Source organism: Bacillus sp. FSL R5-0560, from assembly GCF_037966305.1.
GTDB classification, from domain to species: domain Bacteria; phylum Bacillota; class Bacilli; order Bacillales; family Bacillaceae; genus Bacillus; species Bacillus mojavensis.
In genome coordinates, this window is record NZ_CP150195.1 from 4,121,221 (window position 1) to 4,137,193 (window position 15,973).

15 protein-coding genes are annotated in these 15,973 nt (G+C 39.6%); 3 read left to right on the forward strand and 12 right to left on the reverse strand.

Annotation, left to right across the window (positions count from 1 at the left end):
* Positions 1 to 277: 277 nt before the first annotated feature.
* From NST56_RS21480 to NST56_RS21505, 6 genes are all read right to left on the reverse strand, one after another.
* Complete coding sequence (locus NST56_RS21480; RefSeq protein WP_339179082.1) at positions 278 to 3,283, reverse strand: DEAD/DEAH box helicase family protein; 3,006 nt, start codon at positions 3,281 to 3,283, stop codon at positions 278 to 280.
* 14 nt (positions 3,284 to 3,297) lie between these two features.
* The gene (locus NST56_RS21485) at positions 3,298 to 5,163 is read right to left on the reverse strand and encodes a site-specific DNA-methyltransferase (protein ID WP_339179084.1); all 1,866 of its coding nucleotides are present in this window, start codon (positions 5,161 to 5,163) and stop codon (positions 3,298 to 3,300) included.
* Positions 5,164 to 5,166: 3 nt separating this feature from the next.
* Positions 5,167 to 5,988 carry a PD-(D/E)XK nuclease family protein gene (locus NST56_RS21490; protein WP_339179086.1) on the reverse strand — a complete coding sequence of 274 codons (822 nt, stop codon included), beginning with the start codon at positions 5,986 to 5,988 and terminating at the stop codon, positions 5,167 to 5,169.
* Positions 5,981 to 8,572 carry an ATP-dependent helicase gene (locus NST56_RS21495; RefSeq protein ID WP_339179088.1) on the reverse strand — a complete coding sequence of 864 codons (2,592 nt, stop codon included), beginning with the start codon at positions 8,570 to 8,572 and terminating at the stop codon, positions 5,981 to 5,983. The genes NST56_RS21490 and NST56_RS21495 overlap by 8 nt, the downstream gene beginning before the upstream one ends.
* A 239-nt stretch (positions 8,573 to 8,811) precedes the next feature.
* Positions 8,812 to 9,291: a 23S rRNA (pseudouridine(1915)-N(3))-methyltransferase RlmH gene (gene rlmH / locus NST56_RS21500; RefSeq protein WP_339179090.1), complete on the reverse strand. Its 480-nt coding sequence runs from the start codon at positions 9,289 to 9,291 to the stop codon at positions 8,812 to 8,814.
* An 80-nt stretch (positions 9,292 to 9,371) separates the two neighbouring features.
* On the reverse strand, positions 9,372 to 9,542 hold the full coding sequence (locus NST56_RS21505) for a CxxH/CxxC protein (RefSeq protein WP_003236479.1): 171 nt from the start codon (positions 9,540 to 9,542) through the stop codon (positions 9,372 to 9,374).
* 184 nt (positions 9,543 to 9,726) lie between these two features.
* On the opposite strand from NST56_RS21505, the gene NST56_RS21510 reads away from it, so the two are divergent.
* Entirely contained in the window at positions 9,727 to 10,140 is a 414-nt protein-coding gene (locus tag NST56_RS21510; protein ID WP_327852819.1) for a hypothetical protein, read from the forward strand.
* Positions 10,141 to 10,172: 32 nt separating this feature from the next.
* On the opposite strand, the gene fdhA is transcribed toward NST56_RS21510, so the two are convergent.
* The 6 genes from fdhA to NST56_RS21540 form a co-directional block, all read right to left on the reverse strand.
* On the reverse strand, positions 10,173 to 11,399 hold the full coding sequence (fdhA, locus tag NST56_RS21515; RefSeq protein ID WP_339179095.1) for a formaldehyde dehydrogenase, glutathione-independent: 1,227 nt from the start codon (positions 11,397 to 11,399) through the stop codon (positions 10,173 to 10,175).
* A gap of 62 nt (positions 11,400 to 11,461) precedes the next feature.
* Positions 11,462 to 11,614: a hypothetical protein gene (locus NST56_RS21520; RefSeq protein ID WP_339182344.1), complete on the reverse strand. Its 153-nt coding sequence runs from the start codon at positions 11,612 to 11,614 to the stop codon at positions 11,462 to 11,464.
* Positions 11,615 to 11,813: 199 nt separating this feature from the next.
* Positions 11,814 to 12,062, reverse strand: a complete 249-nt coding sequence (locus tag NST56_RS21525; protein WP_103672061.1) for a DUF2651 family protein — start codon at positions 12,060 to 12,062, stop codon at positions 11,814 to 11,816.
* An 18-nt stretch (positions 12,063 to 12,080) separates the two neighbouring features.
* Positions 12,081 to 13,244 (reverse strand): hypothetical protein, encoded by a 1,164-nt coding sequence (locus NST56_RS21530; RefSeq protein WP_339179099.1) that lies wholly within the window; start codon positions 13,242 to 13,244, stop codon positions 12,081 to 12,083.
* 10 nt (positions 13,245 to 13,254) lie between these two features.
* Positions 13,255 to 13,992 (reverse strand): YiiX/YebB-like N1pC/P60 family cysteine hydrolase, encoded by a 738-nt coding sequence (locus NST56_RS21535; protein ID WP_339179102.1) that lies wholly within the window; start codon positions 13,990 to 13,992, stop codon positions 13,255 to 13,257.
* A gap of 147 nt (positions 13,993 to 14,139) precedes the next feature.
* Complete coding sequence (locus NST56_RS21540; protein ID WP_339179105.1) at positions 14,140 to 14,610, reverse strand: GNAT family N-acetyltransferase; 471 nt, start codon at positions 14,608 to 14,610, stop codon at positions 14,140 to 14,142.
* A 109-nt stretch (positions 14,611 to 14,719) separates the two neighbouring features.
* Between NST56_RS21540 and NST56_RS21545 the strand changes: the two genes are divergently transcribed.
* The gene (locus NST56_RS21545) at positions 14,720 to 15,817 is read left to right on the forward strand and encodes a Rap family tetratricopeptide repeat protein (RefSeq protein ID WP_339179107.1); all 1,098 of its coding nucleotides are present in this window, start codon (positions 14,720 to 14,722) and stop codon (positions 15,815 to 15,817) included.
* Entirely contained in the window at positions 15,818 to 15,934 is a 117-nt protein-coding gene (locus tag NST56_RS21550; RefSeq protein ID WP_010332587.1) for a Phr family secreted Rap phosphatase inhibitor, read from the forward strand.
* Positions 15,935 to 15,973: the final 39 nt, after the last annotated feature.

Here is a 15,973-nt window from a genome sequence, read left to right on the forward strand (position 1 = left end):
AAATAGCATGTAAAATAAGAAAGTACAATATCTCATTCGACTAGATATATTAATCCTTCCTCTTTCGTTGTGAATAAAGAGTTTTGGAAAGAATTCTTCATTTCAATGCATTGCAAAACCAACGAGACATTGACAGACAGTTAATCAAAAACATCAGATGAGCTGGCTTTAAGTGATGAAGCAAACACTATTTTAGCCTTTTCTAAAAGAAAAAATGCTGAGACTAATCAGCATTTTTATATAAGAAATAATAATCAATTGTCTAGCGTTGTAAACCTTAATTTTCTTTAAAACTCAACTGTTTTGCTTCATTTAGTTGCATCCAGTCATGGCTTGTTGAAGTTACTACTTTATAACTAACTCCAATTTTTTCAAAGTATTTCATTGCGCATAATATTTTCCGTTTTTCTTGTGGAAAACGTAGATCTTCCAGTTTAACTCCACCTTTTGTTTCCCTCACTAACTCAAGTTTTAATTTTCCGTTATACCGTCTCACAATTGCCCAGTCAGGATTATAGTTTCCGATTATTTTTGGTAACAAGATCTTGAACTTAGGTGGGAACTTAAAATAAAGAATTGTATTATCTTTCTCCACATCTGGTTTGATTAGATTCTCAATGAATTCACGTTCAACATCGGAATCAACCTGAATTTTATCGTACAGTCCTGCTTTACCAGCCTCAATTAATTCTCTTTGAGGTTGTTTAACCATTTCAGGGAAAAGAGTATCTAATTCATAGACTTCTGTATTATCGTCAATTTCAAATTCGATATTATCAACAATATGGTCACTTAACGTAATACGAATTTCAGAAAGGAACGTTGAAATCCATCCTTCAGGGTTATAGAAGATCTTTTCCGTCTGTTCTTTATTAATACGTTTAAAAATGTCTACAATTGTTTTCTTCGTTAAGTTGGTCTCATTTGCAGTTCGAGTAATAAAGTCTGGAATTGGGTAGGTTGACTTTTCAGCCTGTTCAACTTGCTTTTTAGGCTTCTCAGCTTTTTCAGTTTGAAATTTATATGGCTCAAATTTCTTTACTGTAATTTCATTTGCAAATTTTACATAAGACTCTCCATATAATTCACCCATATGGAGCACTTTAAATCCACGTAGACGCTCATCTTTTGTCTTTTTCTTAAGGTCATCATTAGCCTCTACTATGAATTCATAATGATTCTTTTCCCCTCTGGAATCTTCCATTTCGATTTTTATTTTTGCACTCTCTCCTTCAACAGAAACAAGAGAGATTTTATACTCACACATAATAAAGCGACCTTTTGTTATTTCAATTAGAGGAGATGGGAATTTTGCATTATTGAGCCTTTCAACACACTGCTCAATCAGTTTATCAGTATCAACAGATACATTATAAGACATCTTTTTATTCAACTTTCTCCAAAACTCATTAAACTCTTCTGACTTATAAATATCGTCTCTTCTGTTTACTTCACTTGGTTCTGGTGGCTTAGGCGTTGGTGGTGCATCTACACCATCTTCAATGTATTCTTGCTGTAATCTCGATACAAATGATTCATATTGCTCGTTTGCTACGACCGTTAAAATATTTATATCGTGGTTTTCCGCCCTCTTGCCTTCTTGATCCACCGCTAATCGCAATCCACGACCAATTTCTTGACGTTTTTTCATTGTTGAGCTTGTTTGATTAAGTGTACAAATTTGAAAGACATTTGGATTGTCCCAACCTTCTTTTAATGCAGAATGAGCAAATATAAAAGAAACTGGCTCACCAAAACTTAAAAGACGTTCTTTATCTTTCATTATTAGTTCAAACGCCTGTTTTTCCATTTCACGTTGCTTTTGGTTTTTACCCTCTGTATCAACTGCTTCTTCTTCAGGAGAATCCGCTTTTGGCTTTGAAAAGTAACCTTGTCGCACTTCGTTTGCAGATAAACCCTTAAAATCATCGTAATGACGTTTTAATCGTTCAAAACTTTCATCAAATAGTCTCTTTATCATTCCATCATGAGCAGTATAGTTCTTTACTCTATCAATGAAAAACAGAGAAAGCACCTTGATTCCTTGGGCCTTTAATGTTTGTTGGCGTTGCATATGAACGCTTATTGTTCTTTCAATTTGTGCTCTAAAGATACTTTCTTTCGACAACATGGAGTCACTAACAGATAGGGTTACACCATTTTCAAATACAACCAACTGATCTTCTTCATTTCGACCGTATCGAATATCTTCAACAACAAATTGCTCATAATCAGGGTTTTTCGTTTTAACAAACAGGTCATCCCCTTGTTTTAAGGAAATGTCCCTTTCAACCAACTGCCCCTTATCTAACACCAAAGCCCTTAATACAGCAGTCATTGGGTTTCTCTTAATTTCCAATAAACGAAGAATTCCCTCATTTAGATTCCCCAATTCAGAAATCCCAATTACCTCAATCTGCTTAACTAAGTTGTTCCTGAAAGCATCAATTGGTGTTAGTCGATACACTAAGTTCGGTGTTTCCCGATGGGTTGCTGAATATCTTAAAACAAATAAAGGTTTTAGCGTACGAATTGCTTCCTTTGCTTTGTTTGTTTCAAAGTTTTGGGCTTCATCCAAAATAATAATTGGTCTCGTTGCCTGTATATACTCATAGGGTTTCCATTCCCCCTGAAGTTTTTCAGTATGTTTAAAAATGTTGTTACTCGCTTTATTAAATGAATCTATCGTCATCACCATTACGGTTAAATCACTGCTATTTGCAAAAGTATTTAACTCACCTAATTTCGCACTATCATATTCAATAACAGCAACGTCTTGATTATCATATAACTGACGAAAGTGATTTCTCATTGTTTTAAGGGACTTAATAACCCCTTGATAAATAGCAATGCTTGGGACAACAACTATAAATTTTGTAAACCCATAATTCTTTTTCAATTCATACATTGTCCGAATATATACATATGTCTTACCTGTCCCTGTCTCCATTTCAACCGTAAAGTGCGGAACACGAATTGAATCGTTCCCTGCTACTTCAAGTACCATTCCATCATCAACATACAAGTCATCTGAGAATTCCAGTTCACTTCCACGACTTTCATCGTTATTACCCTCTTGAACTTTTTGGAGATTTTCAAACAACATAATCTCGTCTAAAAATTCATCAGCAGGAAAGTTGGGAGTAACATCATTCATTGTCCCTACAGGTAAGTCAATCTGCTCTTGATAGGGTACTCCTTCAAACAAATCAACAACGCTGGAAATGGCATCTAACTGGAACTGTTGATCAGGATTATATTGCAAAGTAAGTTTTTTCGCCAATTAGTCCACCTCCATTAGATTGTTTTGACGTTCATCGATTCACTGAGAAGAATCTTTTGTTCGTTTGATAACGCATTGTCAAGACAAATAAATGTACCCTTTTCATATTCATCACTTAAGAATCTACCTGTCTCTCCTTGTAATTTCTCATCCAGACAAACAACTAAGGGAAACGGAACATCCTCATGCATAATGACCCAAAGTGAGTTAGAATACTTAATAACCTTTTTATAATTGCTATCAAGTGGAAACCCTTGCTGAAGCATTAACTCAGTAACTACGTCTAAATCTACTGCACCTTCTTTAATTGGTGTATCTGTAATCCATGCAATTTGTTCGTTTAAACGTTCTGGTTTTTTTTCTTTAAATAGTTCCCATTTTCTAATGTTGGTTTTATCCATATGATAAACTTTAAATCCTTGATCTAAAGCAAAATCATTTTCACTTTTTTCTTTAATAACTTGAATGCTTCTTATAATACGTTCCTTTGTAACTTCTGCTATTGTAGAGTAATGTTCATTATCTATTGGTTCTGGAACTTGAACTAAGATAAATTTCCTGTTTCCATCATCTTCTTGATTCATTTCTAATACTGCCTGGGCAGTTGTGCCAGACCCCGCAAAAAAGTCTAATACCAAGTCTCCACTATCCTTATTTGTAGCCAACTCTAATATTTTCTTAATTAACCTTACTGGTTTCGGAGTTTCAAAAGGGACACCAGTATCATTAAATAAATCCCTTAATTCTTGAGTAGCCTCTTGATTATCTCCAAAGTCCTCCCTTTTCCACCAAGTTACAGGCACAGTTCCAGATTGAACTTCTGACAAGAATCTCTTTATTCTGGGAACTCCATCACCATTTCTCCCAAACCAAATTCTATTATCTTCAATTAATTGTTTCATTCTTTCTTTAGACGTAAACCAACAACGTCCTTTTGTTGGATATGCAACCTCTCCATTCGGAGTTTCAATAGGATAATCATAATCCTTTGAATAAGTTTTAACTGTCATATTATCAGATTGCCACGGGCCCCTTGGATCATTATCAGGATTTTTATATAGTGCATTTTGCTCGGCAGTTCTCGGGAACAAGTTCCTATTCCAACCTATCTCATCGTTTTTACTATGCTTTTTTTTCTTAGCATATACGACTATAAAGTCGTGCATATCACTAAAATATGTGGCATCATTTTGTGGAGCAAATTTCTTCTGCCAAACAATATTCGTTACAAAATTTTCTTCACCAAATATTTCATCCATTATTTGTTTTAGATTAGCATGTTCATTATCATCTATACTTACAAAAATAACACCGTCATCTTTAAGTAAATTCCTTGCTAATCTTAATCGAGGATACATCATGTTCAACCAGTTCGCATGATATCTCCCACCTGATTTTGGGTTACTTGTAAGTAATCCTTGTTCGTCTGCTTGTCCAGACTTTTGCAAGTATTTTTCTACAGGTAATTTAAAATCATCTTTATATACAAAGTCTTTCCCTGTGTTATACGGAGGATCAATATATATACACTTTATTTTCCCAGTATAACTCTTCTGCAATATGCGAAGTACCTCTAAATTATCTCCTTCTATTAAAATATTTTTTGTAGATTCTTCATCTACTCCGTCACCTTCAGAAAATCTTAATGTCCCTTCTGGGGGAAGGAAAGCAAGTTTTCGAGCTTCTTTTTTCCCTGACCAATTAAAACTAAAAAACTCCTCATTGCTCTCTTCATTTTCATAATTTAATGCTGTTACTTCTTCCTTCAGAATCTCTAAGTTTAAAATTCCATCTTGAACAGCGTTTGGAAACAACTCTTTTAACTTCTCTATTCTTTCTTCATCAACCCGCTCAGGTCTTTTTAATTCCTCAATAGGCATTTCTTACACCTCTTCTTCCTCTAAATTCGCTTCAATTACTTCGACTTTTTCATGCTCCGTACCATAGTCATCATAGAATGCTAAGAAGTTACTCTTAGCCCGACTGGAGGAATATGCATATCCTTTAAATGATTCGCACGAGAAACGCACATCGCAGTTTCGGCAAACGTGTACTGCAAATGTTTTGTTGTCTTGAACTTTAGAAAGTAATTTCTCAACAGGCGGGGGGCTGAACTCAAACCCTTCAATCATATCAACCACTTCTCCAAAGGATTCTAAATAAGCCTCTACCTGTTCCATCTCTAATTCAATTGGAACTTCTGGATTCCATTCCGTAATGGCTTCTTCTAAAATTTGTTCATTATTAGCTTGGGATGCCCGTTGCTTTGCTTTTCTTAGTCCCTCTGTTTCACCGATAGCGATAATGGAAGTACCATCTAAATGTTGCCCCCGTACAGATTGCCAAATATGAGCATAGATGTTGAGTTGTCCTTCATAATCTTTTTTATTACATCGAACAAAATCAACATCATGGGTTTTAATATCATACATAACCGTCTTGTCATCCTCTTTCACAACGTCCACTACACCTTGAATCGTATAAGATTTTCCCGATGGTGTTTTTTGCTGTGGAAGAGTCAGTCTTACTTCTGTATCGGAAACATTCTCAGCAAGGTTTCTAAGTTTTTTCCAATATTGTTTTACTTGTTCTAAAGCCATTCTTTTGACATGAGGGGACAATGAATGTCCCCCTTCCAATCTCAACAGTTCATAATTCTCTTCAAATGCTTCCTCAATGAATTTTAACATTTCATCATTATTCATTTCTATCACCTCTTAACGAAATGATTTGGTTATGGATATCTTCGATCGTTTGATGAACCAAAGACCCAAACAACATAGTTTGCGAACGAGAAGGAACAAATCCGTATTTTTTAAACACCATGTAATTCCTTGGGCATTTTAAATACATCAAATAATCACTTGTGTATGAATAAACTTTCGGAATTTCTGCTTCCTTCACTTCTACTTTAGGCATGTCCGATACGACTACGTTGGGTATTTGAGGATATTTCATTTCTTCTATTAATTGCTTAAATGCTGGTTCAACCTTTTGCCCAGCTCCTCTTAAATGACTGATAATTAGCATCTCTTCTGCTCGTGATAATGCCACATAGAACAATCTCATTGTATCAAATTCAGGGATACGCTCTAATGGTTCATTATCACCATCAATTAAGGGTCTAACAATCTCTTCTTCTCTGGGTACATTCTGATTCTTTTTTCCAGGGTTTCCAAGAATCACATAAGGAAATTCCAATCCTTTAGACTGATGAATTGTTAAAAATGCCACACGACCTTTTGGAAAAGGAGTTTCATCATTTTCTACTTCGGTTTCTCCTAATCTAAATAATCCATAAACATAACGCCCAAATAAATCATTCGCAAGATGATCCTCAATCAGTCTTGAACCAGTAATTATAGTGGCAGATTGCTCCATATATCGTGATAAATACTCCGAAATCATGGATAAATTGCATATTGGTCCTTCATCTAATCCCTCTTCCGCAAGTTTAAACATTTGCGAAAAATATGGGAATCCACACAAACGATAAAATAAGTCTAAAACATTCCAGTCTACTGAAGTTGCTCGATTAAGAATATATTGCAAACTGAAAGGCTTCCCTTCCTTATTTCTTTGCTCAATAATTTTATCCAATCTATTTGAGCCTAATCCCCTAATAGTGTGTTGGGAGATTAACGGTGTTTTCGATAATATCCGTTTATGTGACTGAGGGATATAGTTATCTTTTAAAGTCCAGCCATTATCGTTGACCACTTTTAATAATCGGATATAGTCCTCTTTACACCTTTTCAATTCTTTTGTCTTTACAGCAACAAACCGCTCCAGTTTTTCATCTTTCTGTATTAATTCTTTTGCTTCACTTTCTATTACATCTAACCAATCATGGTAGTCTTTATATGCACCTGAAAAGTCTTGCCTTGCAGGTCTTCCAATTACCTTTGTAAAGATACCGAACATGGCTTTGGCTTCTTCTACTTCTAAAAATCGCCCTGCCCTTGGAGCATATACTTTAATTCCTTCTTTTTCTAAAGCCCTCTTCGTTCGTTTTACATGCTGATTATTTTTTAATGCAGGGAAAAGAAATGCAATTTGGTTTGGATCTTCAACCTTTTTTTCGTCAATAAGTTTTTTAACAAATTGAGCGATTTCCTCTGCTACATCCTCAGATTTTGAAGGAGTGGTCGTTATAACCGAAATGTCGTTGTCTTGTTTAAATGCTTGGATATCCTTATCATGTAATCTGTAGTATCCATCACCGTTTTCCCTTACCCAGCTCACCTTATCAATAAAGTTCGTATAAGTTGAAACGATTTGCTTTTTTGAACGATAATTAATGTTTAACTTTATTTCTTTTGGTGGTGTTTGTAGATACAATTGACTTCTTTGCGGAAACTGAACAAAGTTTTCAACGGTCGCACCTCTGAAACGATACAAGGCTTGGTCATCATCACCAACCACACAAAGGTTCTTATTTCCCTTTGCTAACCGAAAGAATAGTTGCTCTTGAATTCGATTTGTGTCCTGAAATTCGTCTATTACAACATGCTCAAATTCAGATATAACGTGCTCACTTTCAAGCAATTGATGTAAAGCTCTTTGCTGAAGAAGTGAGAAATCCACCATATTATTAGAATTGAGTTTTTCCTTATACCATTCATATAACTTTGCAATTTGGAGCAATATTTCATCTTGCTTATTGGTTGCATGTCTTTTAATTGTTTCAATTGGAAGGTTTTCTTCTGAAAATCTATTAAATATTGAAATGATTGATAAAGCTGTATCATGACGTGATTCTGAACGCTTCCCAAAGTATTGCTTCATATCTGAACGCCATTCATCCTCTTTCACATGAAGTAAATCCTCAATTAAATTCCAAAATGAACTTGAATTTATAAAATAATATTGGTCTAATTCATCCATAAGAATAGGGGGTTTAATTCTTGAACGATTTTTGATAAACCGTCTATCGCTAATTATTTTTTGACAAAGTGAATGTACGGTCCCCATATACATTCTTGAAATGTCATAGGGAACACCTGTAAGATTAGTTACGGTCCCTAAAATCGTTTGTAATCCGTCTATTATTTGCTTTGCGGCCTTTTCTGTAAATGTTGATAAAAAGACTCTTTCTGGCAATACATTTTGAAAAACAATTGCATTAATTGTTCTCCATAAAAGAACTCTTGTTTTTCCTGAACCAGGACCTGCCATTAAAAATAGAGGACCCTCCAGTGAAAAAATTGCTTCCCGTTGACCCTCATTTGGTTTAAATCCATGTATTGCAAATAAATCATCCAATGTCAAACTATCTTTTGTGAACAATTTTCCCCCTCCATACAGTAAAAATGTCCTAAGTTAATTCTATCAATAAATATATTTATAAAGTTATTTCTTTAGGGGAATTTAAATGATTTCTTTCTCTTCCTTCCACTTTAAAGGAGATTGATTAGGTTGTCACTCCCCTGTTACTTGTTGTTAAAGTTGGAAGCAACACCTGAGATAACGCCAATATTTGAGTCTCAAGAAATTGACACTCTTTCTAACAAAAAGTTCGTTTGAAGCTACTTATGATAAGGCTCCCCACGATTAATCCGAAAAGCCCGATAAATCTGCTCAACTAGTATGAGACGCATCAACTGATGAGGAAACGTCATTTTCGAGAACGATAGCTTCTCGTCCGCTCGCTTCATCACTGCGTCACTCAATCCGAGTGATCCGCCGATAACGAAAGTAACTTTGCTTTTTCCATAAGTAGCCAGCTTATCTATTGTATCGGCTAGTTCTTCGGATGTTTTCATTTTTCCTTCGATGGCGAGGGCGATGACGTGGGCGTCGGGGCTGATTTTGGATAGGATGCGGTCGCCTTCTTTGTCTTTTATGATTTTCATGTCCTGGTCACTTAGGTTTTCCGGCGCTTTTTCGTCCGGGAGTTCGATGATGTCGATTTTTGCGTAGGTCGAAAGTCGTTTTGTGTATTCTTCAATGCCTTGCTTGAGGTATTTTTCTTTTAGTTTTCCGATTGTCACAATATTGATATTCACAGGTCATCCCCACTTTAAAAACAAGTTATTCATATATGTTGTCCACAATTGTGGATATCTTTTCTGTATTTTGTGTAAGATCATTCGTTCCCCACTATATATACTGCGGGGTCTCCACATAATTCACAGGCTGTGGATAAACTGTTAGTATGTTCGATTTTTCTGATTTCGGGCGGCAGCTCGTGGTCGTCTATGTACATATCCAGCACGGTTTCGATGTGTTCTTCACAGGAATAATACGTTTGTTTCATGTTCAAATCCTCCGATGGTTTCTTGCATTTTTGCAAATATTCTCTTCCCAATATAACCTATTTATTCACATGTTAGTAGTGCTTCGGGCTGAGTTTTATCCACAAATCGACAAACAAGCTGTTGATGACTCTATTTCGCTCGTATGTTAGTTTGGTTGTAACCGATGTTTGGGGAGGTCTGCATGTGCGCTTCAGATGGGTTTGGCTTTTTGTGATCATGTTGCTGCTTGCTGGGTGTCAGTCGTCTTATTGGGTGTTAGAGAAGGATCGGATCGGTGAAGGGAGTTCCGAGCTAGAATTATACGCAAATTACCTTCAAACACATGATGAAGTGAAAGGATACCAAGTCTTCACCATATCAGAAGGCAAAAAAATGGTCGTGGTCTCTCTCGGAAGCAGCGAGAAGGATAAGAAGCTTGAGGTGTCAGACGTCAAATACTCACCTAAAGAAACGATTGTGACTGTGAAACGAAAGCCGGCTTCCGAGGAAAATGAGAAAAACCCTTATATTTTGATTGGACTGGACAAAATTGAAGGGAATTTAATCGTCCAAGACGAATCAGGAGATCGCTTTGAAGAAACCGATTATCAGCAATAAAGCCGGCGTTCGATTGAACGGCCGGCTTTTTTTTATTTCAATGTTCCATGCGGATCAATCACAAATTTCTTCGCCGCTCCTTTGTCAAAGTCGCTGTATCCTTTTGGCGCGTCGTCCAGAGAAATGACAGTGGCGTTGACGGCTTTTGCGATTTGCGCTCTGCCGCTGAGGATCGCTTTCATCAAGTTGCGGTTGTATGTCATGGCAGGCGTTTGTCCGGTGACGAAGGTGTGGGCTTTGGCCCAGCCGAGTCCGAAGCGGATTTTTAAAGAGCCTGTTTTGGCGTCCGCATCCTTTGCACCGGGATCTTCGGTCACGTATAAACCTGGAATGCCAAGGCTTCCGCCGACCTGGGTGACATCCATGATCGAGTTCAGCACGGCGGCTGGCGCTTCTCCTTGGCTGCCGTGTCCGGACGCTTCAAAGCCGACACAGTCCACTGCGGCATCCACGGTCGGTTCACCTAGTATTTGTTCAATTTGTTCGCCAAGGCGGTCGTGTTTTTGCACGTTGACCGTTTCACAGCCAAAGCTTCTCGCCTGTGCCAGTCTGTCCTCGTTCAAATCCCCGACAATGACTGTAGAAGCGCCAAGCAGCTGGGCGGAGTGCGCAGCGGCTAAGCCGACAGGTCCCGCTCCTGCGATATAAACGGTAGAACCTGTTTGCACGCCCGCTGTATATGCCCCGTGAAATCCGGTCGGAAAAATGTCGGACAGCATGGTTAAATCAAGAATTTTCTCTAACGCCTGTTCTTTATCCGGGAAGACCAACAGCTGAAAATCGGCGTACGGCACCATGACGTATTCCGACTGCCCGCCGACCCAGCCGCCCATATCAACGTAGCCATAAGCCGATCCCGGCCGGTCCGGATTGACATTCAGGCACACATGCGTTTTCTGCGTTTTGCACATCACACAGCGTCCGCAGGCAATATTGAAAGGAACGGATACGATGTCGCCTTTTTTGATAAATTCAACGTCCCGACCTGTTTCAATGACTTCTCCCGTAATTTCATGCCCGAGCACCAAGCCATCAGGCGCCGTCGTGCGGCCTCTGACCATGTGCTGGTCGCTTCCGCAAATGTTTGTGGTAATCACCTTCAAAATCACCCCGTGCTCACATTTCCGATTCACATTCGCCTTCGGAACGCCGGGCCCGTCCTTCAAGATTAACTCCGGATAGCCGATATCCTCCACCGCCACGTTTCCTTTGCCTTTGTACACAACCGCTTTGTTTCCTGTCAACGCCATTCCTCCCATTCATGTCTTTGGACTTTGCGTCCTTGAACATGACTTCGGTTCGCCATGACCCTTTCCCTTTTTCACGCCTGCTTTTTCTGTATTCTTACAACAACAAATATGCCAAGAAAGCAGCCGATAATGGTTCCGGTGAGGTCAAACCAGTCCAATTTTCCTCCATTCAACAGGAACACAACAACCGCCGAGATGATGCCGATGATAACAGCCAGAAGAATGACCCGTTTGGTGCGCCTATGCTTCCTCCTTTATCTGCATCCATTCTATATATTCATTTTACAGTAATTAACACCTGTTTGCTTGAAAAGGCCATTCGAGCTTTATATGTTTAGATGGAGGCTGGACAACGTTCTATCATTGATATGCACATTGCGCAACAGAAAAAAGAGACTTCACCAGTCTCTTCATAAACAGCGGTCAGTTGAATAATAATTTCCTGAGAAATAATGTGACAACACTGGCTGCTAACGCAATTGCAGTATAAAGCACAACCCAAAACATGAATGAACTGTTGCCAGAGGCTAACGTAAACAACAATATCAAACTCGCAATAAGCACGATGAGCGGACCCATCCAAACTTTCTTCCATATGAAATAACCCGCTGCACCAATTACGCCTGACATCATCGGAAAAACAAAAACGATGAGCAGTATAACGGCTCCCAAGTCGGAACCCCCTTCACCTTAAAAATTCTTCATCATCTCAAAATCATACAGCTTCAAATGACTCTTCGGCGTCACAATCTCCTTTACCTTCCCAATCTCTTTTTCCTTCACTTTCTTTCCGGTTTTCAGGCTGTATTGTTCAATGTATGCAGGCTGGTTGTAGGTATATGTGAAGAAATAGAGGCTGCTTCCTTTTTGGGTAATTTCTTTGAAATCGGCCTTCATTTTTTCTGGGGAAAGGGCGAAGGCAATCCGGTTTTTTCCTGTCTTTGTATCGATCTTGTATACCTTTCCGAAGCCGTCAATGAAATACAGGGACCCGTGATACGAGAAAAAGCTTTTTTTGAAGCTGAACGGCATAGAGCTGTATATTGTTTGCTCGTCGTTTTTGTATTCGGCGATATCGTAAAGCTTCACCTTGCCGTTTTTCTTAATGATTTTCACCATTTGATAGAGATTGCTGGCTTTTTGCCCCCGAACCATCACATATACAGCTTGATCGTCCGCAGCAAGCTGAGACTCGATTGAGGCTCCTTCCCGATACTGCCATTCCGTGATGGCGTGATAGGTAAGCTTCTTTTGATCGGCCTGAATCTGAAGGAGCTGATAGCCTTTCTCGTCGTCTGTTGGGACAAGTGCGTAAATGGCGCCACCGTGAAAACCGGAGGCTCGGATGTAGTAGGGGATGACGTCTTTTTTCCACTCCCCGTCCAACTGGCGGTACAGCTCTGAGCGGTACCCGTCTCCCTTTTTGTTGTAGCCGGAATTGTAGAGGGTGTAAAAGCCGTCCGGGTTTTGCAGAAATCCTGCGCTGTCACCGGTGTGCTGATAGGCTCTTTTATGGGAGCTCAGACCGTCTTTGATCGTGAAAATCTGGTTTTTGTCCTCCAGCATCACACTGTCGTCATGAACCTTGGCGGAACCCAGCTCAAGGCCCTTCATCTGAAATGAAGACAGCGACCTGTCTTGGCTGATAAACAGGGCATAGCTTTTCCCGCCGCCGAATGCATCTTGATCCGCTGAGGTTGAGAAATACAGCAGGACTTCTTTGTCGTTCAGAAAATCAGGGTTTCGGAGATCCTGCTGACTCACGGCTTTATGGCTTTTAAGAGGAGAAACGAAGACAAATAGTGCGATTCCTGCGAGAATCAGCATGACAATGGTGATCATCCATTTTTTCATATCCGTCTCCCTAATTGATCGTCATGACGGTTGTCGTATAGGAAGAACTTGTGATGTCGCGCGGGTAAACGCCTAATCCTTTATTGCTGTCGATATCAATGCCGGCTTTCAGTAAAAATGCAGACCATAGGAGCTTCGAACAGTTTTTGGCGCCGTCATGGCCGGTATTTCTGTTATTGACGAAGTTAAATGAGTATGGGTCGCCGACTCTTGATACCGCCCAGTCGGCAGCGGATGTTTTTTTAGATGAGGTGACGTTGACTGTTTGTACGATGGAGTTGTCTTCCACGTCTCTGGCATTATAAGCGATCTGCCTGACGCCGTCGCTTGGAACCGATTCAACAATCTTGTCAGCGGCGGAGTACATACCGACGTGGCCATGGTTGTAGTAGGCTGTGTAGGAGTTGGTGTAGTAGATGTTTCCTTTCGTGCTAGTGGGAAGTTTTTTCGTACCGGATGAGCCGCCCATCACGGACATGCCGCTTTCCTTGGCGAGCTGGTCTCCTTCTGCTTTATCGGCGGTGATTTCCTTGTAAAACTGTTTGAGAATGACATCGGTCTTTACGCGCTGCTGTTTGGCAATCTGGCTGGCGGATTTTGTGATTTCTTCTGGGGTCGTGCCTGGCTGAAGTGCTGCGATTTCTTCAGCATAGTTCGTGGCCCTTGCAGCTATAGCGGGAGAAACAAACAGGCCGACGCACATTGTAAGCGCTACCAAAATAATTGATACCTTTTTCTTCATACTCATGACATCTCCTCTTTTCATGTGTGTAGGAAAGATACTTTCCTTTATCAACATTATATTAGGGAAAAGTGGAAGGTAACTAGGTGATTTACAGAATTTTTAGAAATCATTTACAGGGAGGTTGTCTCACAAAAAAGGCCTTCCCCAGGCCTAAAGCTTCTTACTCATGATCACATCAGTCTCCTGAAATCCAGTTTGCTCATACAGCCGCCTTGCTGTCTCATTGTGAGCGAATACGTGGAGAGACAGCTTTCGAATGCCCATGTTTCCCGCCATCTCATCCAGTGCGTTCAAGGCTTGCTTCGCAAAACCTTTTCCCCGATATGATTCATACAATCCGAAATCGTAAATAAACGCTTCCTGCTGCGGGTGTTCCGGTTCTGCGTGAATCCAGAGCCAGCCAGCTGTTTCCTTACTGTTCAGTATGATACTCCACAAATGGTGATGATGTGTGTGCAGCCCATTCGGCAGCAAATCAGAGAAAGTCTGTTTGGACAAAAGCATGGCCTCTCCAGGGAGCCACGATCCTGCCTTTATCTTTTCTTTTGCATAATGCTTAGTCGTGTATGTCAGATAGGATCGAAATTCCTCGGCTTGCATAGGTGTCAGCGTAATGGTCATATCGCCTCTCCTTTATTTATTGACTAGAGGATTTTACATAAAATAGAAGGAGGTGTTACTATCATGATAAGCAATGAGATTGATAAATGAATAGAGAAGGGAGTTTCAAATGAATAAGATTGCACCTGCAGAAATCGCTAACATGCTCAACGATTGGTACCTTGCGATCAAGAAACATGAAGTTGAAGAGTCCGCCCGTATCTTTGAAGAAGTGAAGCCTTTATTGGATGATATGGAAGAGGATCAGGAGGTGCTTGCCTACTTCTCCTTATTAGAATTGCGCCATAAAGTTTTGCTTCATGAAGCGAGAGGGCTGGGCTTTCAGCATGAGGAGTCTCCTCATATGAATGCTACGTCAGACATGCTGAAATATTACTTTTTTCTGTTTGAAGGCATGTATGAAGCCTATAAAAATCATTACGAAATTGCCATCGGGCTCTATAAAGAAGCGGAGCAGTATCTCAGCAACATCCCCGATCCGATCGAAAAGGCTGAATTTCATCTGAAGGTTGGAAAGCTCTATTATAAGCTGGGACAAAATATTGTGTCTCTCAACCATACACGGCAAGCGGTCAAAACGTTCAGAGAAGAAACGGATTACAAAAAGAAACTCGCCTCCGCGTTAATTACGATGTCAGGCAATTTTACCGAGATGAACCAGTTTGAAGAGGCGGAAAGCTATTTGGATGAAGCCATTCGCATGACGAGAGAATTAGAGGACCATTTTTTTGAAGCCCAGCTTTTACATAACTTTGGACTTCTCCATGCCCAAAGCGGCAAATCAGACGAGGCGATCTCAAAATTAAAAGAGGCGTTACAGAACGAAGAATACGCCCGATCTGCCTATTACTATCATTCTGTTTACTTACTGATACGAGAGCTGTTTAAGACGGAAAAGAAAGAACAGGCCCTAGCTTATTACCAAGATTTGAAGGAAAAATTAAAGGCTGAGCCGAATAAGATATGTGAGGCAAAAATTGATATTTTATATGCCATTTACGCAGAAGGAGGTCATGCGGAAACGTTTCACTTATGCAAAGAACATATGGATATGTTGATGTCGGAGAGAGAATACGACAGTGTAAGAGAACTTTCCATTTTGGCTGGCGAACGGTATAGGGAAAACGAGCTTTACAAAGAAGCTGCCCACTTTTTTTATGAAGCATTACAGATTGAGGAACTCATTAAACAAACGGAGGTTATGTAAATGAAAAAGTTTCTAATTGGCGCAGGCGTTGCAGCAGTGATTTTATCCGGCTGGTTTATTGCAGATCATCAATCACACTCACAAGAGATGAAAGTCGCTGAGAAAATGATTGGATAATAAAAAAACCCCCGCTGGGATGCGGGGGTTTTCACATGT